Below are 25,844 nucleotides of genomic sequence, written 5' to 3' on the forward strand. Positions count from 1 at the left end.
GTGAAGGCGGCTTCAACGGACGGTACCCCAGCCTTGCGCGCCCGGCTTACCCCTTCAGTTGGGCACGACCTCCTCGACCGGCGTTTCCAGCACCGGATGGCCCCGGAAGGGGCGCAAATTGTTCAGGAACTGTGCTGCCGACGCGGACCAGGAGAAGGTCAGGGCGTGGCGCCGGCAGGCGTCGCCGGGGATATCCAGTGCTGCCAGGGCGGCCTTTTGCAAATCCTCGCCCAGCACGGCGACGTCGGATCCGGCCAACACGTCCAGCGGGCCGGGCACGGGGAAGGCCGCCACCGGCACGCCCGACGCCAGCGCCTCCAGCAGCACCAGGCCGAAGGTGTCGGTGCGCGAGGGGAAGACGAAGACGTCGCCGGCGGCATAATGCCGGGCCAGTTCCTCGCCATGCTTGGCGCCCACGAACTGGGTGGCCGGGTACTTGTCCCGCAGGGTGTCCAACTGCGGGCCATCGCCCACCACCACCTTGGTGCCGGGCAAGTCCAGGGACAGGAAGGCCTCGATGTTCTTCTCCACCGCCACCCGGCCGACATACATGAAGATGGGGCGGGGGAAGGGCAGGAAGTCCTTCTCGCGTGGCCGGAACAGGGTGGTGTCCACGCCCCGCGACCAGCGCTTGATGTTGCGGAAGCCGCGATCCGTCAGGTCGGTCTCGATCGACGGCGTCGCCACCATGACGGCCGACGCCGGGGCATGGAAGCGCCGCACCAGGGCGTAGCTCAGGCGCAGCGGAATGGGCAGGCGGTCGCGGACATATTCCGGGAAGCGCGTGTGGTAGGCGGTGGTGAAGGGGATGCGCCGGCGCAGGCAATAGCGCCGGGCGGCCAGGCCCAGCGGGCCTTCCGTGGCGATGTGGATGGCGTCCGGCCCGATCTCGTCGATCATGCGGCGCAGCTTGGCCCCGGGCTTCAGCGCCAGGCGGATTTCCGGGTATGTCGGCATGGGCACGGTGCGGAAGCGGTCGGGGGCGATGACCTCGACCTCATGACCCAGCTGGCGCAGTTCGTCCCGCGTTGTGGTCAGGGTGCGGACCACGCCGTTCACCTGGGGGTGCCAGGCGTCGGTGACGATCAGGATCTTCACGCTGCAGCCTTCTGCGTCGTCTTCTCGGCCTTGGCCGGGTCCCGCGCCACGGCGCGCTTGCGCACTTCGTCCGCCCAATGAATGATCTCCAGCGTGCCGTCGGCGTGTTCGACCAAGGCGGTGCATGATTCCACCCAGTCCCCATCGTTGCAGTAGAGGATGCCGTCCATGTCGCGCATCTCGGCATGGTGGATGTGGCCGCAGATGATGCCGTCCACCTGGCGGCGGCGGGCCTCGTCGGCCAGCGCCTGCTCATAATTCCCGATGAACTCCACCGCCTTCTTGGTGCGGTTCTTCAGGTAGGCGGACAGGGACCAGTACTGGAAGCCCAGGCGGCGGCGGGCGGCGTTCAGCCAGGTGTTCAGGGTCAGCAGCACCGTGTAGGCGCTGTCCCCGACATAGGCCAGCCACTTGGCGTATTTCACCACGGCGTCGAACTGGTCGCCGTGCAGGATCAGGAAGCGCCGGCCATCGGCCGTGGTGTGCACCGTGTCTTCCAGGATGGTGACGCCGCCGAACTGCAGCCCGATGAAGTCGCGGAAGACTTCGTCATGGTTGCCGGGGATCATGAAGACCTTGGCGCCCTTGCGCACCCGGCGCAGCACCTTCTGCACCACATCGTTATGGGCCTGCGGCCAGAACCAGCCCTTTTTCAGGCGCCAGCCATCGACGATGTCGCCCACCAGGTACAGGTAGTCCGACTCCGTGTGCTTCAGGAAATCCAGAAGCATCTCGGCCTGGCAACCCCGGGTGCCCAGGTGAAGATCGGACAGCCAGATGCTGCGATAACGCCGCGTCGTCTCGTGTTCCGTCTCCATGTCCGTCTCCATGCTTAACGCCCCCGCGCCCGGAATGACCCACACAGACAATCAATAGTAATGTTGACAGCGCTATACCCCAGCATGTAGGGCAAGACAAATGGTGATCGGCACATTCCCAGGACTTCACCATATATTCATGGGGCATTCATAAATATGTCTTCCGCCCTTCACTTGACTGTCACGGATGCTATGCCGGCAGAAACGGCGCGTCATCTTTTGGTCATCCATAATCCGGTGGCGGGGCGCCGCCGGAAGGGAATGATGGGGCGGGTGGTGGATGCCCTGCGCCAGGGTGGGGCGGCCGTGACCGTGGTGGAAACCACCGGTCCCCGCGATGCCGAACGGCTGGCCGGCCTGGCCGCCGCCGGCACCCTGACCGATGGCCGCGTTCCCGACGCGGTGGTGGCCGCCGGCGGCGATGGCACCATCAATGAGGTGGTGAACGGCCTGCTGGCCGCGTCCGGCGGCCGGCTTCCCGCATTGGGGCTGATCCCCCTGGGCACGGCCAACGTGCTGGCGGCGGAGCTGGACCTGCCCTGGGGAGTGGACGACCTGGCGCGCACCCTGGCGCGGGCGGCACCCCGCACCATCCATGCCGGCCGGGCCAACGGCCGGCTGTTCACCATGATGGCCGGCGTGGGCCTGGACGCCCATGTGGTGGAGGGGGTGGATCCGGCGGTGAAGCGGCGGCTGGGCAAGGGCGCCTATATGCTGGAAAGCCTGGCGCAGATCGCACGCTGGCCCAACCCGTGCTACCAGGTCACGGTAACGGACGCGGCGGGGGCGACCAGCCGGCACGAGGTGGCGTCCTGCATCGTGGCCAAGGGGCACTTCTATGGCGGGCGGTTCATTTGCGCACCCGCCGCTCGGCTGGATGCGCCGGGGTTTTACGCCTGCCTGTTCGAGACGTCGGGTCGCCTGGCGGCCCTGCGCTATGGTGCGGCGCTGGTCACCGGGCAGTTGGCCCGCTGGGGTGCGCTCGACGGTGGCTGGACGGAAGGTTTGGGCTACCGCGTGCTGCCGGCGGCCCGGGTACGGATCGAGGGACCGGTGGACGACCCGGTGCAGGGGGATGGCGACACCATCGCCCGCCTGCCGGTGGATATGGAAACGGCGGCACCGTTAACCGTACTGGCGCCGCCGCTCCGCCCCGTGTCCCGTCTGCCCTGAAGGGCGCTTTTGAGGCAGATCATCCCGCCGAAAGGCGCCCTTGTACTATAGTAGGACCCAACCAAACCTGGATGCGATCAGGGGGCGGTTGACCCCGCCCCTGTCGCGGGTACTCTGCCAAATCAAATATTAACGGCCCGCCTGGGCGCCGGCCTCGGCGGTGGCGCGCGGCACGCGGCCACGCCACACGGACAGGCATTCGTCGGCGCTCTCACCCGTGCCGATGCAATACCAGCCGCGGCGGTCGTTGAAATACAGGCGATAGGTGCCGCGGCGGTCACGCTCGAAACGGAAGACCGGGCGGTCGAGATTGGGGAAACGAACGATCAGCTGGTCATGATCCGGCGCGGTCTGGCGCGTCACGGCTTCCCACAGCCCACGCTCCAGCTTGGGCTGGGCGACGCTGTTCCATTCAGTCAGATCGAAGGGGGTGAAGCGGGCAGAGGAGAAGGGGACGACAGTCATGACTCACCAGCACTCTGCCACCCTGGATCATTCGGATGTCCGGACGGTCCGGACTTTTAGGTCGGTGCGCCGGGTGGCTTTGGCGCGTTGAGGGGACTATGCCCCCCCAACTGTTAATGGCGCCTTAAAGGCCCCCGCTCACCCATGGGATAGTATGCCTTCGATGGAGTGATGCAGTTGCGCCCTGCGGCGCCCTGTGTTATGTGCACGACGCCCGACGCCGGGGTGCTTAGCCCACGGCTCGGACCTACATTCATAAGGCCCTGAAATCCTTCAGGTCTGCGGATTAACCGAGGTTTCCAGGTGGCATCCCAAGGGACAGTCGTATCCGGACTGGCGGCCCGCTACGCGGCGGCGCTGTTCGACCTTGCCGACGATCAGAAGGCGCTGGACCAAACCGCGCAGGATCTGACGTCGCTCAAGCAGATTCTCGCCGACAGCGCAGACCTGCGCCGCGTCGTGCGCAGCCCCGCCCTGTCGCGTGCCGATCAGGCCCGCGCCATGGAAGCGGTGCTGGCGCAGGCGGGCACGTCGGAACTTGTGCGCAAGTTCGTCGGCCTGGTGGCGCAGAACCGCCGCCTGTTCGCGCTGGACGGCATGATCGTCGCCTTCCTCGCCGAACTGGCCCAGCGCCGGGGTGAGGAGACGGCCACCGTCATCTCCGCCCAGCCGCTGTCCGACACGCAGTTGGTCGAGATTACCGACGCCTTGAAGAAGGCCTTGGGCTCTAAGGTTACCGTTGCCGCCAGCGTCGACCCGGCGCTGTTGGGCGGCATGATTGTTAAGGTCGGGTCGCGCATGATCGATAGCTCCGTGCGCACCAAATTGACCAAGCTCAAAATCGCCATGAAAGGGGTTGGCTGATGGAAATCCGCGCCGCAGAGATTTCCGCGATCCTGAAGCAGCAGATCGCGAATTTCGGTACCGAGGCCGACGTTGCTGAAGTGGGCCAGGTGCTCTCGGTCGGCGACGGTGTGGCCCGCATCCACGGGCTGGACAAGGTCCAGGCCGGTGAGATGGTCGAGTTCCCGGGCGGGATCAAGGGCCTGGCCCTGAACCTGGAAGCCGACAATGTCGGCGCCGTGATCTTCGGCGACGACCGCGCCATCAAGGAAGGCGACACGGTGAAGCGCACCGGCGCCATCGTCGAGGTTCCGGTGGGCCGTGGCCTGCTGGGCCGCGTGGTGGACGGCCTGGGCAACCCGATTGACGGCAAGGGCCCCCTGGTCGATGTCGAGCGCAAGCGCGTCGAAGTGAAGGCCCCCGGCATCATTCCGCGCAAGTCGGTGCATGAGCCCATGCAGACCGGCCTGAAGGCGGTGGACGCCCTGGTGCCCGTCGGCCGTGGCCAGCGTGAGCTGATCATCGGCGACCGCCAGACCGGCAAGACCGCCGTGGCCCTCGACGCCTTCATCAACCAGAAGGGCATCAACGCCGTCGGCGATGAGTCCAAGAAGCTGTACTGCATCTACGTCGCCGTGGGCCAGAAGCGCTCCACCGTGGCGCAGATCGTGAAGACGCTGGAAGAAGCCGGCGCGATGGAATACTCCATCGTCGTGGCCGCCACCGCGTCCGAACCGGCCCCCCTGCAGTACCTGGCGCCCTACACCGGCTGCGCCATGGGCGAGTTCTTCCGCGACAACGGCATGCACGCCCTGATCGTGTACGACGACCTGTCCAAGCAGGCCGTCGCCTACCGTCAGATGTCCCTGCTGCTGCGCCGTCCGCCGGGCCGCGAAGCCTACCCCGGCGACGTGTTCTACCTGCACAGCCGCCTGCTGGAACGCGCCTGCAAGATGGCCGACAGCTACGGCGCCGGCTCGCTGACGGCCCTGCCCATCATCGAAACCCAGGCGGGTGACGTGTCGGCCTACATTCCGACCAACGTCATCTCCATCACCGACGGCCAGATCTTCCTGGAAACGGGCCTGTTCTACCGGGGCATCCGTCCGGCCATCAACGTCGGCCTGTCGGTCAGCCGCGTCGGCTCCGCCGCCCAGATCAAGGCGATGAAGCAGGTTGCCGGCACCATTAAGCTGGAACTGGCCCAGTACCGCGAAATGGCCGCCTTCGCCCAGTTCGCCTCGGACCTGGATGCCGCCACCCAGCGCCTGCTGAACCGTGGCGCCCGCCTGACCGAACTGCTGAAGCAGCCGCAGTACAGCCCGCTGCCGGTGGAAGAGCAGGTGGTGTCGATCTTCGCCGGCGTCCGTGGCTTCCTGGACAAGGTCAAGGTCGACGACGTCAACCGCTTCGAGGCGCGCTTCCTGGACGAGATCCGCAGCAAGGGCCAGGACATCCTGACCGCGATCCGCACCGATAAGCAGATCAGCAAGGACACCGAGGAAAAGCTGAAGGCCTTCCTGGAGAGCTTCTCCAAGGTTTTCGCCTGATCCCGTAAACGGCGGGCGGTCCCCCGGGGCCGCCCGCCAGTCCAGTTCTCCTAGGAAGTGAAGGCACGGCATGCCCAGCCTTAAGGACCTCAAGATCCGGATCGACAGCGTCAAGTCGACGCAAAAGATCACCTCGGCCCTGAAGATGGTCGCGGCCAGCAAGCTGCGCCGTGCCCAGGAACAGGCCGAAGCCGGGCGTCCCTATGCCGAGCGCATGGGCCGCATGCTCACCTCGCTCGCCGCCAACGTTCCGCCGGGCGGCCAGGGCCCCAAGCTGATGGCCGGCACCGGTTCCGACCAGGTGCACCTGCTGGTCGTCCTGACCGGCGACCGCGGCCTGTGCGGCGGCTTCAACGCCACCATCGTGCGTGAAGCCAAGCGCCAGGTCACCCGCCTGCAGGGCGAAGGCAAGACCGTGAAGCTGCTGACCGTGGGCCGCAAGGGCCGCGACCTGCTGCGGCGCGAGTTCAGCACGATGATCGTGCACAGCTATGAGAACCTGGGCGGCAAGCGCTTAGGGTTCGCCGACGCGGCCCAGGTGGCCGAGAAGGTGCTGGAGCTGTTCGAGGCCGGCGAGTTCGACGTCGCCTCCATCATCTTCAACAAGTTCAAGTCGGCGATGACCCAGATCGTCACCGTCCAGCAGATCGTCCCCTTCGCGGTGGCGGCCACGGCGGAAGCCGAGGCGCCGGCCGGCACGGAGCCCAAGGCGATCTACGAATTCGAGCCGTCGGAAGAGGACATCCTCAACGATCTGCTGCCGCGCAACCTGTCCATCCAGGTCTACACCGCGTTGCTGGACAGCACGGCGTCGTTCTTTGGTTCGCAGATGACGGCCATGGACAACGCCACGCGCAACGCCGGCGACACGATCAAGAAGCTGACGCTCAACTACAACCGCACGCGCCAGGCCTTCATCACCAAGGAGCTGATCGAGATCATCTCCGGTGCTGAAGCGGTCTGACGGCGCTACGACAACATTTGCCAAGGTCCGAGGGAGCTTACCCCATGGCTACGACTAACCAGGCGACCAACGCCGTCGGCCGTATCACGCAGGTGCTGGGCGCCGTGGTGGACGTGCAGTTCGGTGCCGAACTGCCCGCCATCCTGAACGCGCTGCACACGCAGAACGAGGGCAAGACCCTTGTGTTCGAAGTGGCCCAGCATCTGGGTGAGAACACGGTGCGCTGCATCGCCATGGACAGCACCGACGGTCTGGTGCGCGGCACCGTGGTGACCGACACCGGCCTGCCCATCCAGATGCCGGTTGGCGTCGGCACCCTGGGCCGCATCCTGAACGTCATCGGCGAGCCGATCGACGAGCGCGGCGCCGTGGCCGCCGACAAGACCTACCCCATCCACCGTTCCGCGCCCGAGTTCATCGAGCAGGCGACGGACGCGCAGATCCTGGTCACGGGCATTAAGGTCATCGACCTGCTGGCCCCGTACCTGAAGGGTGGCAAGATCGGCCTGTTCGGCGGCGCCGGCGTGGGCAAGACCGTCACCATCATGGAACTGATCAACAACGTCGCCAAGGCGCACGGTGGTGTGTCGGTCTTTGCCGGCGTGGGCGAGCGTACCCGCGAGGGCAACGACCTGTACCACGAGATGATCGAATCGGGCGTCATCAAGCTCGACGGCCCCGGCTCCAAGGTGGCGCTGGTGTACGGCCAGATGAACGAGCCGCCGGGGGCCCGCGCCCGCGTCGCCCTGTCCGGCCTGACCATCGCGGAATACTTCCGCGATGAGGAAGGCCAGGACGTGCTGCTGTTCATCGATAACATCTTCCGCTTCACCCAGGCGGGTGCCGAGGTGTCGGCGCTGCTGGGCCGCATCCCGTCGGCGGTGGGTTACCAGCCCACGCTGGCCACCGACATGGGCGCCCTGCAGGAACGCATCACCTCCACCAAGAAGGGCTCGATCACCTCGGTGCAGGCCGTGTACGTGCCCGCCGACGATCTGACCGACCCGGCGCCGGCCACCTCGTTCGCCCACTTGGACGCCACGACGGTGCTGAGCCGCGCCATCGCCGAACAGGCGATCTTCCCCGCCGTCGATCCGCTGGACAGCACCTCGCGTGCCCTGGACCCGCGCATCGTGGGTGAAGAGCATTACCAGACCGCCCGTTCGGTGCAGAAGGTGCTGCAGACCTACAAGTCGCTGCAGGACATCATCGCCATCCTGGGCATGGACGAGCTGTCGGAAGAGGACAAGCTGACGGTCGCCCGCGCCCGTAAGATCCAGCGCTTCCTGTCCCAGCCCTTCCACGTGGCCGAAGTGTTCACCGGCACGCCCGGCGTGCTGGTCAGCCTGGAAGACACCATCCGCGCGTTCAAGGGCATCGTGGCCGGTCAGTACGACCACCTGCCGGAAGCGTCCTTCTACATGGTCGGCACCATCGAGGAAGCCGTCGAGAAGGCCCGCAAGATGGCCGCCGAGGCCGCTTGATCGCCTGAGTAGTACCGGGACGGAGGGGGCGTGCCCCTTCCGTCCGTTTTCTTGAGACGTCTGAACACGTCGCCGAACGGAAGTCCCATCATGGCCGATAAGGTTGAATTCGAGCTGGTGTCGCCGGAAAAGCTGCTGGTTTCCCAGCCGGTGGACATGGTGGTCGTCCCGGGCAGTGAAGGCTACCTGGGCGCCCTGCCGGGCCACTCCCCCCTGATCACCACGCTGAAGCCGGGCGTCATCGACATCTATCTCGATGGCATCACCACCATCAGCAACCGCATCTTCGTCGCCGGCGGCTTCGCCGAAGTGACGGAGACCCGCTGCACGGTGCTGGCGGAAGAGGCGGTCGAGGTGTCCGCCCTGGACCGCGCCACGGTCGAGCAGCAGGTGAAGGACCTGTCCGAGGATCTGGCCGATGCCGCGGATGAGGCGCAGAAGCGCGCGGCCGAGGCCAAGCTGCTGGTGGCGCAGGCCAAGTTGGAAGCCCTGGGCGCTGGACCGGCCGGCCATTAAGCCGTATTGATTTGGCGGCTGAACTGATTCGGTCGCCAAATCCCGTGGGACGCTGGGTCGCAGTGCCTAGTTCCCTTGCGGCGAAAGCCGGTTTCCTTGATTTAACACAATAGTTTCCGCCCTCGGCGGGTGGGATTTTGCCGATCGGTGGCATCGTGTTAGCTTGGGCCCCGGCGCCCCAGCCTCGCGGATGTTACGGATTTGTGGCATACCGGCTGGTGGGGCATCACGAAGAAGCCCACCGGCTTTTTTGTTTTCAGGGGGTTCGATCACCCGCGGTGGGGCCGCGGTGCGGGGAATCGGATCCGTGGAATGGTCATAGGCGTGCCGCCGAGCATGTGTGGCGCCCTGGGGCATGAAGAAACGGAACGCGCATGGCAGACGTTAACGGTACGGAATCCGGATCCGGTCATTGGACGATCGCCGGCCTGTCTTGGGACAAGCTGGCCCCCGCCCAAGTCACCCCCGATATCCTGAAGCTCATCAAGGCCGCGGCCCTGGTCGAATACAACGGCGACACCTACGCCGACTACCTGTGCAACGTGTTCGCCGACGACGCGGAATTCTGCGTCACCGCCCGCAAGTGGGCGGTGGAGGAGATTCAGCACGGTGAGGCGCTGGGCACCTGGGCCGAGCGGGTGGACCCGTTCTGGAGCTTCCAGGACGCCGTTACCCGCTTCCGCGAAGGCTACAAGATCGACATCGACGTCAACCAGTCGGTGCGCGGTTCGCGCGCCGGTGAACTGGTGGCGCGCTGCATCGTCGAGACCGGCACCAGCAGCTATTACACAGCATTGGCCGAGGCGACGGAAGAGCCGGTGCTGAAGCAGATCTGCCGCCTTATCGCGGCGGATGAGTTCCGGCACTACAAGCTGTTCTACGATTACCTGGGCGATTATCTGGTCAAGGAACGTCTGGGCAAGCTGGGCCGGCTGCGCGTGTCGCTGTCCCGTATCAATGAGACGGAGGATGATGAGTTGTCCTTCGCCTACCACGCCGCCAACAACGGCAACGCCCCTTATCACCGCGAGACGGCCTTCGCCGACTATGTGCGGAAGGCCTACAGCTACTACCGGCCCCATCACCTGGACCGCATGGTCGCCATGGTGTTCAAGGCCAGCGGCCTGAAGCCCCAGGGCTGGCTGCACGACTTCGCCTCGCGCTACGCCTACAAGCGCATGATGAAGAAGGCCGGCGTGCCCTTGGCCGCCTGACGCTCCCCTTCGTCCGCTGAAAAGCAGAACGCCGCCCAGGGTGACCCGGGCGGCGTTTTGTTTTTGTTTTCGTGTTCCCTCAAATGCCGGGCGGCCGGCTTGGGCTTCCTCGGTTTCCAGTCCGCTGACGCTCCCCAGAAACCTGCGGCGGCGCCGGTCGGCGCCTACAGCGGCGTGAGGAAAAGCCTCACGCCGCTGGCACCAAATGCCTAAAGGCGGCCACCACCTGAACGTAAAGCTCGCGCTTGAAGGGCACGATCAGGTCCACGGTCTTTTCCAGCGACACCCACTGCCAGGCATCGAACTCCGGATGCTCGGTATCCAGGTCGATATCGCTATCCTGACCGGTGAAGCGGCAGGCCAGCCACTTCTGCTTCTGGCCGCGATACTTGCCCTTCCAGGCGACGCCGACCAGTTCCGGCGGCAGGTCATACTGCAGCCAATCCGCCGTCTCCTCTAGGATGGTCGCCTTGGCCGTGCCGATCTCCTCCTCCAGTTCGCGCAAGCCGGCTTGCGCCGGCGTCTCCCCCTTGTCGATGCCGCCCTGGGGCATCTGCCAGGCGCCTGGGGTGTCGCGGCGCTGGCCGACGAAGACCAGGCCTTGGGCGTTCAGCAGGCAGATGCCGACGCAAGGGCGATAGGGCAGGGTGGTGGGATCGACAGGCTTGGCCGTCATCGGGGGCTCACAACTGATCGTGGGGATTGGGCGCAGCCTAACCGGCCGTCCGCCGTCCCGCCACCCGCTCGCCGGCGCGTTTTCCGAGTCGCGGGGGCAAAATCGGCATTTTCGGCAGGCTGTCCCGCCCCTGATTCATACCGCGTCCGCGAGAACGCAACGATCGGTCGTGCGCATGCCATCGCAGGAACGAGTTGACGCGATTGCTGCGGTGCTTCCGACAGGAAATATGTCAGCATATATGACCTATTTTCGGAAGGAACGAGGCCTGCTTAGATGATGAGGCAAGCCGGGGAAACATCGGCGCCAGGCCCGTCGGAACCCTAAACCGCAAGGGCCTGTTTCCTTCCCATGGCGGCCGTCCGCAACGGCCCCATATGACAGGGAAGGGCACGTACAGGGGCAGTTCCACCGCGTTGGAGATGCGTTATGACGCTGGCCGCCGTTACCCTTGATGACAAGTACGTCCTGGCCGATGGCCGGGTCTACATGACCGGCACCCAGGCCCTGGTGCGCCTGCCCATGCTGATGCGGGAACGCGACAGGTTGGCCGGGTTGAACACCGCCGGCTTCATCTCCGGCTATCGCGGCTCCCCCCTGGGGGCCTACGATCAGGCCTTGTGGTCGGCGCGCAAGCACCTGGCCCGCCACGACATCCATTTCCAGCCGGGCGTGAATGAGGAACTGGGCGCCACCGCCGTCTGGGGCAGCCAGCAGGTCAACCTGTTCAAGGGCGCCAAGGTCGATGGCGTGTTCGGCATCTGGTATGGCAAGGGCCCCGGCGTCGACCGCTCGCTGGACGCGCTGAAGCACGCCAACTTCGCCGGGACCAGCCGCCACGGCGGCGTCCTGGCCATCGCCGGCGACGACCACGCCTCCAAATCCTCCACCCTGCCGCACCAGTCCGACCAGGCCTTCATCCACGCCTTCATGCCGGTGATCAGCCCGGCCGGCGTGCAGGAGTTCCTGGACTACGGCCTGATCGGCTTTGAGATGTCGCGCTATTCCGGCTGCTGGGTGGGTTTCACGGCCCTGGCCGACACCATCGATACCTCCGCCATCGTGCGGGTGCCCTCGGTGCGCAATGAGGTGCTGCTGCCCGCCGATTTCGAGATGCCGCCCGGCCGGCTGAACATCCGCCTGCACGACACGCCGCTGATCCAGGAAGACCGCATGATCCAGTGGAAGCTGGACGCGGCGCGTGCCTTCGCCCGGGCCAACCGGCTGGATAAGCTGATCCTGGGCGCTGAAAGACCCCGCCTGGGTATCGTCACCGTGGGCAAGTCCTATCTGGACGTCCGCCAGGCGCTGGACGAACTGGGCATCAGTGCCGAGATGGCGGCCGACCTGGGCATCGCCGTCTTCAAGGTCGCCATGACCTGGCCCTTGGAACCCCACGGCATCCGCGCCTTCGCCGAGAACGCCGAAGAGCTGCTGGTGGTGGAAGAGAAGCGGTCGCTGATTGAGGCACAGCTGAAGGAACAGCTGTACAACTGGGACCGCCGCCCCCGCATCCTGGGCAAGACGGATGAGGCCGGCCGGCCTCTGCTGTCGGAAAAGGCGGAACTGTCGCCCACCACCATCGCCCTGGCGCTGGCCGGCCGCATGGCCAAGCTGGGCCTGATGGTCGACCGCGTGGCGGAGCGGGTGCAGGCGCTGGAGGCGCAGTTGCGCCCGTCGGCCTCGGCCAGCACGGTGGTGCGGGCCCCCTTCTACTGCTCCGGCTGTCCGCACAACACCTCCACCCACCTGCCCGAGGGCAGCCGTGGCCTGGCCGGCATCGGCTGCCACTACATGGTGACGTGGATGGGCCGCAACACCGATGTCTTCAGCCAGATGGGTGGCGAGGGCGTGCACTGGATCGGCCAGTCGCCCTTCGCGGGGGAGGAACACGTCTTCGCCAACCTGGGCGACGGCACCTATTTCCATTCCGGCATCCTGGCGGTGCGCGCCTCCGTCGCCGCCAAGGTCAACATCACCTACAAGATCCTCTACAACGACGCCGTCGCCATGACCGGCGGCCAGAAGGTGGACGGCAGCCTGTCCGTGCACCAGATCGCCCGCCAGCTGGAGGCCGAGGGGGTGGAGCGCATCGTCGTGGTCAGCGATGACCCCGACCGTTACGGCCTGGGCCAGGGCCTGCCGGCCTTCACCACCATCGAGCACCGCGACGATCTGGACCGAGTGCAGCGCGAGATGCGCGAGATCAAGGGCGTCAGCGTCCTGATCTATGAACAGACCTGCGCCGCCGAGAAGCGCCGTCGCCGCAAACGCGGCACCTTCCCCGACCCGGCCCGCCGGGTGGTGGTGAACGAACTGGTGTGCGAGGGCTGTGGCGATTGCTCCACCAAATCCTCCTGCCTGTCGGTGGTGCCGGTGGAGACGGAGTTCGGCCGCAAGCGCCAGATCGACCAGTCCAGCTGCAACAAGGACTTCTCCTGCCTCAAGGGCTTCTGCCCCAGTTTTGTTACCGTGGAAGGCGGCAGCTTGCGTAAGCCCAAGCCCGTGGGCGGCAAGGCGGAGGGCATGGAGACCTTGCCGGAACCGGCGCGCCGCACCCTGGACCGTCCCTGGAACATCCTGGTGACGGGCGTGGGCGGCACCGGCGTCGTCACCATCGGCGCCCTGGTCGCCATGGCGGCGCACCTGGAAAGCCGGGGCTGCACCGTGCTGGATATGGCCGGCCTGGCGCAGAAGGGCGGGGCGGTCACCAGCCATCTGCGCATCGCCGAACGGCCGGAGGACATCCACGCCACCCGCATCGCTGCCGGTGGCGCTGACGTGGTGCTGGGCTGCGACATCGTGGTGGCGGCCAATGCCGACGCCCTGTCCAAGATGGCCCGGGGCCGCACCCACGCCATCCTGAACACCCATGAGGCGGTGACCGCCGCCTTCGTCACCAACCCGGACTTCCAGATGAACGGCGGGTCCATGGTGGCGACGGTGGCCAAGGCCTGCGGCGGCGACGCCGTCAACGCGGTGGACGCCACCCGCATCGCCACCGGCCTGCTGGGCGACAGCATCGCCACCAACCTGTTCATGCTGGGCTACGCCTATCAGAAGGGCCTGGTGCCGGTGGGTGGCGAGGCCATCGAGAAGGCCATCGAGATGAACGGGGCGGCGGTGAAGATGAACACCGACGCCTTCCGCTGGGGCCGCCGCGCCGCCCTGGACCAGCTGGCGGTGGAAAAGATCGCCACGCCGAAGGGCCCGGCGGCCGACGCCCCGCACCGCCGGCTGTCGGAAACGCTGGATGAGGTCATCGCCCGCCGGGTGGATTTCCTCACCGGCTATCAGGACGCGGCGTACGCCGACACCTATCGCCAGTTCGTGGCCAAGGTGCGCGGTGTGGAGGCCGCCAAGGTTCCGGGTGCCGACCAGTTGACGGAGGCGGTGGCCCGTACCCTGTTCAAGTTAATGGCCTATAAGGATGAGTATGAGGTGGCGCGCCTCTACACCCAGAGCGGCTTCCTGGACCAGGTGCGCCAGCAGTTCCAGGGCGACTATAAGTTGGTGTTCCACCTGGCCCCGCCCACCACGGCCCACGCCGACCCGGCGACGGGGACAGTGCGCAAGCAGACTTTCGGTCCGTGGATGCTGACGGCCTTCCGCGTGCTGGCCCGGCTGAAGGGCCTGCGCGGCACCGCCTTCGACATCTTCGGCCGCACGGCGGAACGGCGCATGGAGCGCCAGCTGATCGTCGATTTCCGCGCCGTGGTGGATGAGTTGCTGGCCGGCCTGTCGTCTGACAATCACGCCCTGGCGGTGGAGATCGCGGAACTGCCGCAGAAGATCCGCGGCTACGGCCACATCAAGGACCGCGCCCATGCCGAGGTGAAGGCCAAGGAGGCGGCACTGCTGCGCGACTGGCGCACCCCCGGCGCCCCCGGCCGTAGCGCGCCGCTGGCGGCGGAGTAGGCGGGAAGGGGCCTGGGTTGCCACAAATCCGCTATCGTCCGGTGCCGCTTGGCCTCAAGGTGGGCGGCCACGGATGATGGCGGGCGGCGTGGTATCAGAAGGACGGACGTGATGGGCAGCAAGGCGGGTGCGGATCTGGTCACCCTGGACGATGTGCGGGCCGCCGCCTTGGCCCTGGTGGGCCAAGTGAACGACACCCCCTGCATCCACTCGCGCACCCTGTCGCGCATTGCCGGCAGCGAAATCTGGGTGAAGTTCGAGAACCTGCAGTTCACCGCCAGCTTCAAGGAGCGCGGCGCCCTCAACCGCCTGCTGGCCCTGACGCCGGAGGAGCGCAAGCGCGGCGTCATCGCCATGTCGGCCGGCAACCACGCCCAGGGTGTCGCCTATCACGCCGGGCGCTTAGGCATCCCCGCCACCATCGTGATGCCCGAGGGCACCCCCTTCATCAAGGTGGAGCATACGGAGAACTTCGGCGCCAAGGTGGTGCTGAAGGGGGCCGTGCTGGCGGAAGCCGCGGCGGAGGCCGAGCGCCTGCAACAGGAACATGGCTACGTCTTCGTCCATCCCTATGACGACCCCCTGGTGATCGCCGGCCAGGGCACCATCGCGCTGGAGATGCTGAACGCCGCCCCGGACCTGGATGTCCTGCTGGTGCCGGTGGGCGGCGGCGGCCTGATCTCCGGCATGGCGGTGGCGGCCAAGGCGCGCAACCCGAAGATCGAGGTCATCGGGGTGGAGGTCACGGCCTATCCGCCCATGTACCAGGCGCTGAAGGGCCTGCCGGTCAGCGTCGGCGGCGATACCATCGCCGAGGGCATCGCCGTCAAGAATGTGGGCGCCACCACGCTGGAGATTGTGCGCCGGATGGTGGACGACATCATCCTGGTGGAGGATTGGGAGGTGGAACGGGCCGTCGCCCTGTTCCTGAACATCGAAAAGACGGTGGCCGAAGGCGCGGGGGCGGCCGGCCTGGCGGCGGCATTGAAGCATCCGGAGCGCTTCGCCGGCCGCAAGGTCGGCCTGGTGCTGTCCGGCGGCAACATCGACCCGCGCGTGCTGGCCAGCGTCATCCTGCGCCAGCTGGTGCGCGAGGGCCGCATCGTCACCCTGCGCGTGGTCATCCCCGACCGGCCGGGCGCCCTGGGCCGTATCACCACCCTGATCGGCGAGGCCGGCGGCAACATCATCGAGGCCGTGCACCAACGTTTGTTCAGCACCGCCAACGTCAAGGCGACGGACATCGACATCACCGTGGAGTGCCGTTCCGCCAACCATGCCGGCCGGGTGGTCGATGCGCTGCGCAATAATGGTTTCCAGGTGAAGCCGCTGACGGGGGAAGGGTGAGGGTCAGCCGAGCAGATCCGCCAGCGGGTCCCGGACCGGAAAATGACAGCGTTCGGCTATCTTTTCAGACAGTGCTTTGAAGTCCTGATAGCACGCGGTCACCGCTGCCTGATGGCCGCCTATCGCTCCGTCGGCAGGGCGCAACATGAACATGGGCTTGTTCGCCTCTTGGGCCAGCGCCATTAGAGAGCGATAATCCTTCAAGCGGCCCAGGCAGTGCGGGTCAGTTTCCGGTTTCACATCCGGCTCAGCCGGGGGTTCCTGAAGCATTTCGGTACGGTAGGCGCTGGGCACGCGCTTCATCCAGCGATCAAATGCCTTTACCGGTCGGTCCATGCGCACCGAATGGCGAACCATGATATAGCCGGCCGGCAGCATTTCTCCGCCTGGTATCACGACGTCAGGTTTCTTGTTCCTGGAACGCCGTTGCGACCAACCATCCCGCCATTCGCGCAGGCTGGGCCCTAGATTACGCAGGCCCTGCAACGAAAACAGATCGGGCCCCAATGGAATGGCCACAAAGTCGGCGGCGATGAGGGCCGCCCGGTTGATCGCGCCCAAATTCGGACCGACGTCGATCAGCATAATGGCGGCATCGGCCCTTTCCGCCGCGTTGGCCAGTATGCGGGCGAAAGCCGAAACAATGCGCAGGGGACCGATTTCACCGTCGCTGCTGTTCATCCATTCCGTGAGAGAGCCTGTCCTCGAAACGGGATAGGGTTAGATCGCCCGGGATGAGGGCGATGCGTTCAGTGATCGCTTCCAGCGCGGGTGGCGTAAAGTCGCCGGTTTGTTCATGGAGGGGCTGGACCGCCCCATAGATCGTGGGCCGTCCGTCAGTTGGCGCCCATATCTCTTCAAGTCGTTCTTCCGGCAGGAACATTGAGGTCAGGTTGGCTTGGGGATCGAGGTCCGCGACCACGACCCTTTGGCCCAATTCAGCGAACATCCAGGCCAAGTGATAGACCAGGGAGGTCTTGCCGACACCGCCCTTGTTGTTGAAAAAGGCAATGGTCGTCATGCCTTGTGCCTCACAATGGCCAGGACGTAGCCCGGCTGCACGACGAATTCCAGGGCTGGGTTGCCGTTGGCTTTCAGGGCCTCCCGTGCCCGGACGATGCCGGATCCGAACCGGTGGACGAACCCCATGCTCTTGGCGGCCTCCGCGATCAGGGGATTGCGATAGTCCGTTACGCCGGGCTGCCCGAAAGTCTCGGGCGTGACCATGCCATAGGGGCCGCCAGGGCTCAGGACCTCGATCCGGTCATCATACCAGTGTACCCGGACAGGGGCGGCCGTTCCCTCGTAATTCCGATGGATCAGGGCGTTCCGGACCAGTTCCCTGAGCGCCACGATGGGGTAGTCCGGTATCGGAATTGATCGCGCGGCGTCCGGGTCCAAGGCCACGGCATTGTGCGCGCCGATGATCTCTTCGATCTGCCGGATCTGGGCGGCCAGCGTGCCGCCGACCTCTTTCTGATCGCGGATGGGATCTGTCAGTTGCGTACCGGCGACACGAACGAATTGTACATAGGCCCCGGGCAGCCATTGCCGGGGATCCTTGCCCAACAGCAGAATGCCGCCATTCGTGGGCATGCCATCCGGTGTCAGCAGGCGCAAGGCCCGCATCTGGTCGCCTTGCTCCCGGTGATTTTCCTCAAGGACCTCGGGCGCGACCATGGAGGGTAGGATTTCTTCCCGTAAGGTCAGCAGATTGAGGTCATTGATCGTGGTATCGGGGGTTCCGTGCTGGTCGAACGGTAGCGCTCCCCAGCGACGTTTTTCCGTCAGGCGCCGTTCTTCCTCCGCCGTGGCGAACCCGCGCCGGGGACCGACACGAATGCACACGCGGCCATCGTATTTAACCGGTGGGTTGTCGGAAGGCTCAACCTCGATGACCGCGACTTCGCAGCCATCCAAAGTCTCCCGGCGAACGCTCAGTTTCGGTAGGGGCTGGATATTCCCATCTGACCTGAAGGCTGCCAGTGTCTGGAGCATCTGGTCGGTAATCTGAAGACCGGCACACACGCCATCGTCTTCCTGGCCGATAAAAAGAACACCGGTTTCACGTCGGCCAGCCAGATCATTGGCGAACGCGCAAATGGCGCGACCGATCTTGTCCTTATTGGTCGCCGCCCGTGTCCGCTCGACGTTATCAGCTTCCGTGTTCCTGAACAGGCTAAGCAAGATATCAGGAGCAAGCAACGTGGATCTCCAGGAGCACCGGCTTGGGGATTGCCGCTGGTATGACCATAACTCAAATCATAAGGCATCGGCGACGTTATCGCCCTCATCCCCGCTGGCGGGTGATTTCCACCCCGGCGGAGGCCGCATCCGGGAAAATGTCCAGCTTCTCCACGCGCACGGTGACGCTGTGGACGCGGGTGTCGGCCAGCAGGCGGTGGGCCACCGTTTCGGCGAAGGTTTCCACCAGGTTCAAATGGCCTTCTGCCGCCAGTGCGCGGACGATCTTCACGCCGTCCTCGTACGACACCACGTCGGCGATGTCGTCGCGGCGGGACCCCATGCGATCCTGGACCATCATGTCCAGGTTGACGCGCAGACGCTGGGCCTGCTTTTCATGGTCATAGATGCCGATGGCGGCCATCACCACCAGGTCGCGCACGAAGATGCGCGCCAGGGGCGGCGGTGACTGCGGGTTGGCCACCGCCATCTGGCCCTGCGGGGCGGTCACACGGGCGAAGAGCTTGTTCATGCGCGCTGCTCTACCACCCTCGCCGGGTGGCGGGAAGGGGGATCAGCCAAACGGCCGGATGCCGGCGCCCGGCGCTTGAGGGCGGCGCGGAACCAGTGGCATGAGAACCTCATGCCACTGTAGGTGCCGACCGGCACCGCCGGAGCCTTTCGGGGAACGCAGTGGACTGAAAGGCGAGGAAGCCCAGCCGGCGGATGCCGGCGCCCGGCGCTTGAGGGCGGCGCGGAACCAGTGGCATGAGAACTTCATGCCACTGTAGGTGCCGACCGGCACCGCCGGAGCCTTTCGGGGAACGCAGTGGACTGAAAGGCGAGGAAGCCCAGCGGGCGGATGCCCGCGCCCGGCGCATGAGGGGCGGGTTTGATCAATGCATCTCGGCGATGACGCGCTGGCGCAGCATGTCGATGGGGGCCAGCTGGCCGCCTTCGACATAGTGCCAGAAGGTCCAGCCGTTGCAGGCCGGCAGGCCCTGCATGGCCGCACCCACCTTGTGGATGGAACCGTTGTGCTCACCCAGGTGGTTGGCGCCCACCAGGGTGCCGTCGGCCTTGATGCGGGCGCTGTGGCGGCGGCGGGTGTCGTACAGGGTGGTGCCGGGCTGCAGCAGGCCGCGCTCCACCAGCCAGCCGAAGGGTACCCGCGGCTGGGTGCGCTTGGTCGGCGGCTCCAGCAGTTCGGCTTCGGCGGCGGGCTCGACGGACGCGATGCGCGACATCGCCACTTCGGCGTAGGTCTTCTCCCGGTCGATGCCGATCCAGTTGCGGCGCAGGCGCTTGGCCACAGCGCCGGTGGTGCCGGTGCCGAAGAACGGGTCCAGCACGGTGTCGCCCACGCGGGTGGAACTGGACAGCACGCGGTACAGCAGGGCCTCGGGCTTTTGCGTCGGGTGGGCCTTGTTGCCGTCGGCGTCGCGCAGGCGCTCCGACCCGGTGCACAGCGGGAACAGCCAGTCGCTGCGCATCTGCAGTTCGTCGTTCAGGTTCTTCATCGCCTCATAGGCGAAGAAGTACTTGGCATCCTGCGACTTGGCCGCCCAGATCATGGTCTCGTGGGCGTTGGTGAACCGCTTGCCCCGGAAGTTGGGCATGGGGTTGGTCTTGCGCCAGATGACGTCGTTCAGGATCCAATAGCCCAGATCCTGCAGGATGGCGCCCACGCGGAAGATGTTGTGGTAGCTGCCGATCACCCACAGGGTGCCGTCGTCCTTCAGGGCGTGGCGGGCGGCGGCCAGCCAGTCGCGGGTGAAGCGGTCGTAGGTCGCGAAGTCGGCGAAGCGGTCCCATTCCTCATCCACCCCGTCCACCCGGGTGTGGTTGGGGCGCATCAGGTCGCCGGACAACTGCAGGTTATAGGGCGGGTCGGCGAACACCATATCGACCGAACCCGCGGGCAGGCCCTGCATCAAGGACACGCAGTCGCCCACCATGATGCGGTTCACGGGGGTGGCTTCACGCGTCTTGGCGCCCTTGGCGCGGGAATCGATGGTCTTCAACATGGGGAATATTTCGCCGAATCGGTTGTGATTTCGGCCGACAATGAGTCGGCCCCGAGTCGCCGTCAATGTATATTTTTAGCCAAGAGTCAGTAGAGTCAAAGGTTTAGGGCGAGTTGTTCTGAGATTGGAGCAAATGTACGGCGGTGAACGGGCGTGACCCCCAACATCTTGATTGCACCCCGATGTTCGGCCGTTCCGTAACCGGCGTTCCTTTCCCACCCGTAACCGGGGTGCGCCAGGGCCAATTCGGTCATCAGGCGGTCGCGGGTGACCTTGGCGATGATCGACGCGGCGGCGATGGACAGGCTCAGCGCGTCACCACTGACCAGGGTGGTGATGCGCGGGCAGCACAGGCCCGCCGGCCGCTGGTTGCCATCCACCAGCGCCGTGGTGGGGGCGGGGCCGCCATCGGCCGCCAGTTCCGCCACTGCCCGGCTCATGGCCAGGAAGGTCGCCTGCAGGATGTTGATCTCGTCGATCTCCTCCACGGTGGCGATGCCGACGCCCACCCGGGCATGGGCCCGGATGGTCTCGAACAGGGCATCGCGGGCGGCGGCCTTCAGCTTCTTGCTGTCGTCGATGCCGGCGCACCAGGCGGGCGCCTCCGCGCCCACCGGCAGGATCACGGCGGCCGCCACCACCGGACCCGCCAGCGGGCCGCGCCCGGCCTCGTCCACGCCGCACACCAGGGTGTCGTGGGCATGGCCGGCGTCCAGTTCATGCCGCAGGGTGGGGGGCCCCAGGCGGACAATGATCTCCGAGGTGGCGGGCGTTTTGCGGGGGCGGGGCATCGGGCGCGGATTTCCAGGAAAGAACGGGTCCGCATGATGGCGGCGGGATTCATCCGCTGCAAGCCCGGGGGCGGCCCCTTCGGCGCCTCCGGTTGAGGCAGATCATTTTGCGACCGACGCATTCGGCTCAAGATCGGCGCCGGATTGTTCAGCCCACCGCACTATTATGGTCAGCCCGATGCGTCCGGACCTCATCGCCAAATACCGCAACCAGCGGGTTCCCCGGTACACCAGCTATCCGCCCTCGCCGCAGTTCAGCGCGGCGGTGACGGCGGACGACTATCGGCGCTGGCTCGGCGGGCTCACTGCGGCCGATACCCTGTCGCTCTACCTGCACGTGCCCTTCTGCCGCAGCATGTGCTGGTACTGCGGCTGCCACACCGCCGTGGTCGGGCACGAGGCGCCCATCCGTCGCTATCAGGCGGCGCTGGAGGCGGAGATCGATGCCGTCGCCGGTGCCCTGGTCCCGGACCCTGCCTTGTCCCGGGGCAGCGGCCTGCCGCCCGTCACCCACATCCATTTCGGCGGCGGCACGCCCACGCTGCTGCCGCCCGACGCCTTCCTGTCGCTGATGGCGCGGTTGGCCGACCGTTTCGGCCGGCCGGCGGCCACGGCGGAGATCGCGGTGGAGATCGATCCCCGCACCCTGATCCCCGCCATGGCGGCGGCACTGGGACAGGCCGGTGTCACCCGCGCCAGCCTGGGGGTGCAGAGCTTCGACGATCGGGTGCAGCGCGCCATCAACCGGGTGCAGCCCTATGCGGTGACGGCCGACGCCGTCGCCCGGCTGCGGGCGGCCGGCGTCAGCGGCATCAACCTGGACCTGATCTACGGCCTGCCCCACCAGACGGTTGAAAGCTGTGTCCAATCTGTGGCCCAGGCCCTGGAACTGGCCCCCGACCGGCTCAGCATCTTCGGCTACGCCCACATGCCCTCGCTGAAGGCCCACCAGGGCCGGATCGAGACCGCGGCCCTGCCGGGCCCCACCGCCCGCACCGAGCAGGCGGCCGCCATGGCGGCCGCGCTGGAGGCGGCGGGTTATGTCGCCATCGGCCTGGACCATTACGCCCGGGCCGACGATGTCATGGCGGCGGCGTACAAGGCCGGCCGGCTGAAGCGGAACTTCCAGGGCTACACCACCGACACCGCCACCGCCCTGCTGGGCTTCGGCGCATCCGCCATCGGCCGGACGCGGGGCGGGTATATCCAGAACCACGTGGAGGTCCCCAAATACCTCAAGGCCTTCGAGGCGGACGGTGAGGGATGGGCGGTGGCGCGCGGGCTGGCGCTGTCCGATGATGATCGCCTGCGCGCCGACATCATCGAACAACTGATGTGCCGCTTCGCCGTGGACCTGGATGAGACCTGCCGCCGGCATGGTGTGCCGGTGCGCGACATGCTGACGCCCCTAACCCTCCGCGCGTTGGACGAACTGGTCCACGATGGTATGGTTAAGATGCGCGATTCCAGGGTCGAGGTGTTGGAAGAGGCCCGTCCCCTTGTCCGCAGCGTGGCCGTCCTGTTCGACGCTTACTTCAGTGCGGAATCCGGTCGCCACAGCTATGCCGTGTAGATTTTTTTCAGAATTTTTCAAGATGGGGCGGTTTGACGCGCCCGCGAGATAACTGGTGTTCCCAGCCCACTTTCAAGCCCGGCCTTAGAAGACTGAAAACCAACAGTCCCGCCGCTCAACGGAGGAAAGCCCCCAGCCGCTGTTGCAACGCAGCAATGTGGCTAACGTGCCCCGCGAAAGTTGCATGAAATTACGAACGCTGGCCGGTTTATGACAGGCAGTGACCGAGAGAGTCATTTCCTGCATACCTGCCGCTTGCGTGCGTCCTAGAAATCGGGCATACGAAAAACCAACAAGGCTCGACTGTGAAGGTCGACAATGAACGCGAGCGGTGTTCAAGCCCGGAAATCGGGCCATGTGCTTGGGGCAGGCGCGCATCAGGTTGCTGATAAGTAACCGGGTGGGCGCTACAGGCACCGGATGCCGCTCTGCAAATGAATTGGAGGCAGATGTGGGTAGGTCGGTGATACTCGACCCCTGGGGTGCATTTCGATGTCTTGCCGAGGCTGCGGCCCGGGACGTCGTTGACTCCTGCCACGCTGCTTTCGTCGCTCAGTTCCGCTCGGATGCGTCTTGGCGTGTTGCCGATGCGGTGTCTTCCTTCGTGATGTGATCGCAGGAAAATGCCTTACACCTCAAAACAATCGTCAAATAGTCGCCTGATCGGGATTGTGGCTACCGTCCTGATCCAGGCCGGCCTCGTCTACGCTCTCGTCAACGGCCTTGCGAACAAGGTCGTGGAGGTGGTCAAGGGTCCTGTTGAGACCAAGATCATCGAAGAGATTAAGCCGGACACGCCGCCGCCGCCGCCGCCACCACCGCCGCCGCATGTGGACGTGCAGCCGCCGCCGTTCCAGCCGGAAGTCGAGGTCCAGATCGACAACCCGCCGCCGCCGCCCATCGCGGTGACGACGAGCACCCGGCCGCCGACGCCGACGCCGCCGACCCAGGCCGTTGTGGCGCCGGCGGCGCCGCCGGCTCCGCCAGCGGTGAACGTGAAGCTGGATACGTCCACCTTCCAGCGTTACCAGCCGGAATATCCGCAGGCCTCCATCCGCCTCAGCGAGGAAGGTCGCGTCGAATTCTCCGCCTACTGTGATGCCGATGGCCGCATCACCGAGGCGAAGATCCTCAAGACCAGTGGTTCCGAGCGTCTGGATAATGCCGTGCTGAAGCAGGCCGCCGCTGGTCGGTGGAAGTGCACTTCGGCGCAGCAGGACGGCAAGGCCGTCCCCGCGTGGGGCAACTTCGCCTACCGGTTCCAGCTCAAGGATGCGCGTTAATAGTTACCGGGGCTTCTAGCCGCAGCCCGCGCGGGGGCCCTCATCCCATCAACCCAAATGTGTTGGAATTGTCATGAGCATTAGGGAGCGTTTCAATCTGACCGCCGGTTCCATGGTGCGTTTCGCCATGGTTGCCCTGGTTGTCGGTACCTTCACCTCCGTCGCGGTCGCCCAGACCACGACGCCGTCCACCGACAGCTCGGCTCCGGCCGCCGCCGCTCCGGCCACTGACAGTGCCGCTCCGGCTGCCCCGGCCGCCGATACCGCCGCCCCGGCGGCTGAAGTGGCCGCTCCGGCCGCCGCCACCGAGACCGTCGAGAACCCCTACGGCCTGAGCGCCGTGTGGAACGGCGGTGACTTCGTGTCCCGTGGCGTTCTGATCATCATGGTCATCATGATGACCGGCACCTGGTACATTATCGTCACCAAGCTGATCGAGCAGACCCTGCTGCTGCGCTCGGCCGCCCAGGCCGACAAGTCCTTCTGGACCGCCCCGTCCCTGTCCGACGGCGCCAGCAAGCTGGCCAAGAACAGCGTGTTCCGCATGCTGGTCGAAGACGGCCTGCGCGCCACCGAACACCACGAAGGCACGCTGGTCGACCAGATCGACCTGCACACCTGGGTGACCATGCAGCTGCAGCGCTCGGTCGACAGCATCAGCAACCGCATGAAGGCGGGCCTGGCCTTCCTCGCCACCGTCGGTTCGACCGGTCCGTTCGTCGGTCTGTTCGGCACGGTGTGGGGTATCTATCACGCCCTGACCAACATCGGCATCGCCGGCCAGGCCTCGATCGACAAGGTTGCCGGCCCCGTCGGTGAATCGCTGATCATGACCGCCATCGGTCTGGCCGTCGCCGTCCCCGCCGTGTTGGGTTACAACTGGCTGCTGAGCCGTAACAAGTCGGCCATGGAACGCGTCCGTAACTTCTCCGCCGACCTGCACGCCCTGCTGGTCAGCGGTGGTCGTCTCGGCGCCGGCAAGTCCGCCCGGAGCGCCTAAGCATGGGGATGAACGTCGGTTCCGGCGATGGTGATGATGATGGCGAGGTCGTATCCGCGATTAATACGACCCCCCTCGTCGACATCATGCTGGTGCTGCTGATCATCTTCCTGATCACGGTTCCCGTCGTCACCCATACGGTGAACGTCGAGTTGCCCAAGGAACGTAATCAGCCTACCAAGACGAAGCCGGAAAACATCGTCATTGCGGTCAACCGTGACGGCGACATTTTCTGGAACCAGGCCAAGGTGCCGGACTACACCACGCTTCTTAACAAGTTGAAGGAGCGTTCTGGTGAGAAGCCGCAGCCTGAAGTCCATATCCGTGGCGATCGCAACGCGCGCTACGAATATGTGGGCCGGGTGGTTGTGGCGGCCCAGCGGGCCGGCATCTCGAAGATCGGCTTCATCACTGAGCCGCCGGCTGGGGTCATCCCGCAGCGCTGACGGTGGGCAGTTAGGAGTTTAAGCCATGGCTATGAACGTTGGCGGAGGCTCGGAAGACGATGTCATGATGGACATCAACACCACGCCGCTTATCGACGTGATGTTGGTTCTGATCATCATGATGATCATCACCATTCCGATCCAGACGCACGCGGTGAAGCTGGACATGCCGGTGGGAACCCCGCCGCCATCGAACGCTCCGCCGCCGGAAGTGATCAATATTCTGGTGGATTTCGACAATACCGTTCAGTGGAATGGCACCACCATTCCGGACCGTCAGACCCTGGAACTGCACCTGCGCGACGCCGCGACCAAGGTGCCCCAGCCCGAGGTTCATCTTTGGCCGAACAAGCTGGCCAAGTATGACACAGTGGCCATGGTGATGGCCGAGGCCCAGCGCCTTGGCGTGACCAAGCTGGGTCTGGTGGGTGCTGAACAGTTCATGGACTGAGTACGGGTGCGCGGCGGTCTCGT

The 25,844-nt window shown here is 65.8% G+C and carries 24 protein-coding genes; 14 read left to right on the forward strand and 10 right to left on the reverse strand.

All coding sequences use genetic code 11. The annotated features are described in order from the left end of the window. Positions 1-54 precede the first annotated feature (54 nt). On the reverse strand, positions 55-1,098 hold the full coding sequence (locus PW843_23185; GenBank protein MDE1149469.1) for a glycosyltransferase family 1 protein: 1,044 nt from the start codon (positions 1,096-1,098) through the stop codon (positions 55-57). Beyond that, positions 1,095-1,916, reverse strand: a complete 822-nt coding sequence (locus tag PW843_23190; protein ID MDE1149470.1) for a UDP-2,3-diacylglucosamine diphosphatase — start codon at positions 1,914-1,916, stop codon at positions 1,095-1,097. The genes PW843_23185 and PW843_23190 overlap by 4 nt, the downstream gene beginning before the upstream one ends. 192 nt (positions 1,917-2,108) lie before the next feature. On the opposite strand from PW843_23190, the gene PW843_23195 reads away from it, so the two are divergent. Then, positions 2,109-3,089 carry a diacylglycerol kinase family protein gene (locus PW843_23195; protein ID MDE1149471.1) on the forward strand — a complete coding sequence of 327 codons (981 nt, stop codon included), beginning with the start codon at positions 2,109-2,111 and terminating at the stop codon, positions 3,087-3,089. A gap of 129 nt (positions 3,090-3,218) precedes the next feature. Here PW843_23195 and PW843_23200 read toward each other — a convergent pair whose 3' ends face one another. Continuing rightward, on the reverse strand, positions 3,219-3,554 hold the full coding sequence (locus PW843_23200; protein ID MDE1149472.1) for a hypothetical protein: 336 nt from the start codon (positions 3,552-3,554) through the stop codon (positions 3,219-3,221). A 303-nt stretch (positions 3,555-3,857) separates the two neighbouring features. Between PW843_23200 and PW843_23205 the strand changes: the two genes are divergently transcribed. The 6 genes from PW843_23205 (at position 3,858) to PW843_23230 (ending at position 10,125) form a co-directional block, all read left to right on the forward strand. After that, complete coding sequence (locus PW843_23205) at positions 3,858-4,418, forward strand: F0F1 ATP synthase subunit delta (protein ID MDE1149473.1); 561 nt, start codon at positions 3,858-3,860, stop codon at positions 4,416-4,418. Beyond that, positions 4,418-5,947, forward strand: a complete 1,530-nt coding sequence (gene atpA / locus PW843_23210) for a F0F1 ATP synthase subunit alpha (GenBank protein ID MDE1149474.1) — start codon at positions 4,418-4,420, stop codon at positions 5,945-5,947. The genes PW843_23205 and atpA overlap by 1 nt, the downstream gene beginning before the upstream one ends. Before the next feature lie 70 nt (positions 5,948-6,017). Continuing rightward, entirely contained in the window at positions 6,018-6,911 is an 894-nt protein-coding gene (locus PW843_23215) for a F0F1 ATP synthase subunit gamma (GenBank protein MDE1149475.1), read from the forward strand. A gap of 44 nt (positions 6,912-6,955) precedes the next feature. Beyond that, entirely contained in the window at positions 6,956-8,395 is a 1,440-nt protein-coding gene (gene atpD / locus PW843_23220) for a F0F1 ATP synthase subunit beta (GenBank protein ID MDE1149476.1), read from the forward strand. Positions 8,396-8,485: 90 nt separating this feature from the next. Further along, a complete protein-coding gene (locus PW843_23225) occupies positions 8,486-8,911 on the forward strand; it encodes a F0F1 ATP synthase subunit epsilon (protein ID MDE1149477.1) in 426 nt (141 codons plus the stop codon). Positions 8,912-9,285: 374 nt separating this feature from the next. Then, positions 9,286-10,125 carry a ferritin-like domain-containing protein gene (locus tag PW843_23230; GenBank protein MDE1149478.1) on the forward strand — a complete coding sequence of 280 codons (840 nt, stop codon included), beginning with the start codon at positions 9,286-9,288 and terminating at the stop codon, positions 10,123-10,125. Positions 10,126-10,312: 187 nt separating this feature from the next. Here the strand turns inward: PW843_23230 and PW843_23235 are convergent, their stop codons facing one another. Continuing rightward, positions 10,313-10,801 (reverse strand): RNA pyrophosphohydrolase, encoded by a 489-nt coding sequence (locus PW843_23235; GenBank protein MDE1149479.1) that lies wholly within the window; start codon positions 10,799-10,801, stop codon positions 10,313-10,315. A gap of 429 nt (positions 10,802-11,230) precedes the next feature. Between PW843_23235 and PW843_23240 the strand changes: the two genes are divergently transcribed. Both PW843_23240 and PW843_23245 read left to right on the forward strand, forming a co-directional pair. Continuing rightward, the gene (locus PW843_23240) at positions 11,231-14,719 is read left to right on the forward strand and encodes an indolepyruvate ferredoxin oxidoreductase family protein (GenBank protein MDE1149480.1); all 3,489 of its coding nucleotides are present in this window, start codon (positions 11,231-11,233) and stop codon (positions 14,717-14,719) included. Between the two features lie 111 nt (positions 14,720-14,830). Beyond that, positions 14,831-16,066, forward strand: a complete 1,236-nt coding sequence (locus PW843_23245; GenBank protein MDE1149481.1) for a threonine ammonia-lyase — start codon at positions 14,831-14,833, stop codon at positions 16,064-16,066. 3 nt (positions 16,067-16,069) lie between these two features. Here PW843_23245 and PW843_23250 read toward each other — a convergent pair whose 3' ends face one another. From PW843_23250 to PW843_23275, 6 genes are all read right to left on the reverse strand, one after another. Continuing rightward, entirely contained in the window at positions 16,070-16,747 is a 678-nt protein-coding gene (locus PW843_23250; protein MDE1149482.1) for a ParA family protein, read from the reverse strand. Next, complete coding sequence (locus tag PW843_23255; GenBank protein ID MDE1149483.1) at positions 16,728-17,087, reverse strand: ParA family protein; 360 nt, start codon at positions 17,085-17,087, stop codon at positions 16,728-16,730. Before PW843_23255 ends, PW843_23250 begins: the two co-directional genes overlap by 20 nt. Next, positions 17,084-18,271 carry an ATP-binding protein gene (locus PW843_23260; protein MDE1149484.1) on the reverse strand — a complete coding sequence of 396 codons (1,188 nt, stop codon included), beginning with the start codon at positions 18,269-18,271 and terminating at the stop codon, positions 17,084-17,086. The genes PW843_23255 and PW843_23260 overlap by 4 nt, the downstream gene beginning before the upstream one ends. A gap of 85 nt (positions 18,272-18,356) precedes the next feature. Then, positions 18,357-18,782, reverse strand: a complete 426-nt coding sequence (folB, locus tag PW843_23265) for a dihydroneopterin aldolase (protein MDE1149485.1) — start codon at positions 18,780-18,782, stop codon at positions 18,357-18,359. A gap of 364 nt (positions 18,783-19,146) precedes the next feature. Next, positions 19,147-20,277 carry a site-specific DNA-methyltransferase gene (locus PW843_23270; protein MDE1149486.1) on the reverse strand — a complete coding sequence of 377 codons (1,131 nt, stop codon included), beginning with the start codon at positions 20,275-20,277 and terminating at the stop codon, positions 19,147-19,149. A 95-nt stretch (positions 20,278-20,372) separates the two neighbouring features. Continuing rightward, a complete protein-coding gene (locus tag PW843_23275) occupies positions 20,373-21,068 on the reverse strand; it encodes a ribonuclease HII (protein ID MDE1149487.1) in 696 nt (231 codons plus the stop codon). A gap of 178 nt (positions 21,069-21,246) precedes the next feature. Between PW843_23275 and hemN the strand changes: the two genes are divergently transcribed. The 5 genes from hemN to PW843_23300 all read left to right on the forward strand — a co-directional run bounded on the left by hemN (position 21,247) and on the right by PW843_23300 (position 25,821). After that, positions 21,247-22,641: an oxygen-independent coproporphyrinogen III oxidase gene (gene hemN / locus PW843_23280; protein MDE1149488.1), complete on the forward strand. Its 1,395-nt coding sequence runs from the start codon at positions 21,247-21,249 to the stop codon at positions 22,639-22,641. A gap of 623 nt (positions 22,642-23,264) precedes the next feature. Further along, positions 23,265-23,924 (forward strand): TonB family protein, encoded by a 660-nt coding sequence (locus tag PW843_23285; GenBank protein MDE1149489.1) that lies wholly within the window; start codon positions 23,265-23,267, stop codon positions 23,922-23,924. A gap of 73 nt (positions 23,925-23,997) precedes the next feature. Continuing rightward, positions 23,998-24,924, forward strand: coding sequence for a MotA/TolQ/ExbB proton channel family protein (locus PW843_23290; GenBank protein ID MDE1149490.1), 927 nt, complete (start codon positions 23,998-24,000; stop codon positions 24,922-24,924). 2 nt (positions 24,925-24,926) lie between these two features. After that, on the forward strand, positions 24,927-25,370 hold the full coding sequence (locus PW843_23295) for a biopolymer transporter ExbD (protein ID MDE1149491.1): 444 nt from the start codon (positions 24,927-24,929) through the stop codon (positions 25,368-25,370). Between the two features lie 25 nt (positions 25,371-25,395). Continuing rightward, positions 25,396-25,821 carry a biopolymer transporter ExbD gene (locus tag PW843_23300; protein MDE1149492.1) on the forward strand — a complete coding sequence of 142 codons (426 nt, stop codon included), beginning with the start codon at positions 25,396-25,398 and terminating at the stop codon, positions 25,819-25,821. Positions 25,822-25,844: the final 23 nt, after the last annotated feature.

It is taken from the genome of Azospirillaceae bacterium (assembly GCA_028283825.1).
Classification (GTDB): Bacteria; Pseudomonadota; Alphaproteobacteria; order Azospirillales; family Azospirillaceae; genus Nitrospirillum.

Bases quoted from the DNA above. Each gene is read 5' to 3' on its own strand.
- PW843_23190 (MDE1149470.1), bottom strand. From the start codon at position 1,916: ATGGAGACGGAACACGAGACGACGCGGCGTTATCGCAGCATCTGGCTG.
- PW843_23195 (MDE1149471.1), top strand. From the start codon at position 2,109: ATGCCGGCAGAAACGGCGCGTCATCTTTTGGTCATCCATAATCCGGTG.
- PW843_23200 (MDE1149472.1), bottom strand. From the start codon at position 3,554: ATGACTGTCGTCCCCTTCTCCTCTGCCCGCTTCACCCCCTTCGATCTG.
- atpA (MDE1149474.1), top strand. From the start codon at position 4,418: ATGGAAATCCGCGCCGCAGAGATTTCCGCGATCCTGAAGCAGCAGATC.
- PW843_23215 (MDE1149475.1), top strand. From the start codon at position 6,018: ATGCCCAGCCTTAAGGACCTCAAGATCCGGATCGACAGCGTCAAGTCG.
- atpD (MDE1149476.1), top strand. From the start codon at position 6,956: ATGGCTACGACTAACCAGGCGACCAACGCCGTCGGCCGTATCACGCAG.
- PW843_23225 (MDE1149477.1), top strand. From the start codon at position 8,486: ATGGCCGATAAGGTTGAATTCGAGCTGGTGTCGCCGGAAAAGCTGCTG.
- PW843_23230 (MDE1149478.1), top strand. From the start codon at position 9,286: ATGGCAGACGTTAACGGTACGGAATCCGGATCCGGTCATTGGACGATC.
- PW843_23235 (MDE1149479.1), bottom strand. From the start codon at position 10,801: ATGACGGCCAAGCCTGTCGATCCCACCACCCTGCCCTATCGCCCTTGC.
- PW843_23240 (MDE1149480.1), top strand. From the start codon at position 11,231: ATGACGCTGGCCGCCGTTACCCTTGATGACAAGTACGTCCTGGCCGAT.
- PW843_23245 (MDE1149481.1), top strand. From the start codon at position 14,831: ATGGGCAGCAAGGCGGGTGCGGATCTGGTCACCCTGGACGATGTGCGG.
- PW843_23250 (MDE1149482.1), bottom strand. From the start codon at position 16,747: ATGAACAGCAGCGACGGTGAAATCGGTCCCCTGCGCATTGTTTCGGCT.
- PW843_23255 (MDE1149483.1), bottom strand. From the start codon at position 17,087: ATGACGACCATTGCCTTTTTCAACAACAAGGGCGGTGTCGGCAAGACC.
- folB (MDE1149485.1), bottom strand. From the start codon at position 18,782: ATGAACAAGCTCTTCGCCCGTGTGACCGCCCCGCAGGGCCAGATGGCG.
- PW843_23270 (MDE1149486.1), bottom strand. From the start codon at position 20,277: ATGTTGAAGACCATCGATTCCCGCGCCAAGGGCGCCAAGACGCGTGAA.
- PW843_23275 (MDE1149487.1), bottom strand. From the start codon at position 21,068: ATGCCCCGCCCCCGCAAAACGCCCGCCACCTCGGAGATCATTGTCCGC.
- hemN (MDE1149488.1), top strand. From the start codon at position 21,247: ATGCGTCCGGACCTCATCGCCAAATACCGCAACCAGCGGGTTCCCCGG.
- PW843_23285 (MDE1149489.1), top strand. From the start codon at position 23,265: ATGCCTTACACCTCAAAACAATCGTCAAATAGTCGCCTGATCGGGATT.
- PW843_23290 (MDE1149490.1), top strand. From the start codon at position 23,998: ATGAGCATTAGGGAGCGTTTCAATCTGACCGCCGGTTCCATGGTGCGT.
- PW843_23295 (MDE1149491.1), top strand. From the start codon at position 24,927: ATGGGGATGAACGTCGGTTCCGGCGATGGTGATGATGATGGCGAGGTC.
- PW843_23300 (MDE1149492.1), top strand. From the start codon at position 25,396: ATGGCTATGAACGTTGGCGGAGGCTCGGAAGACGATGTCATGATGGAC.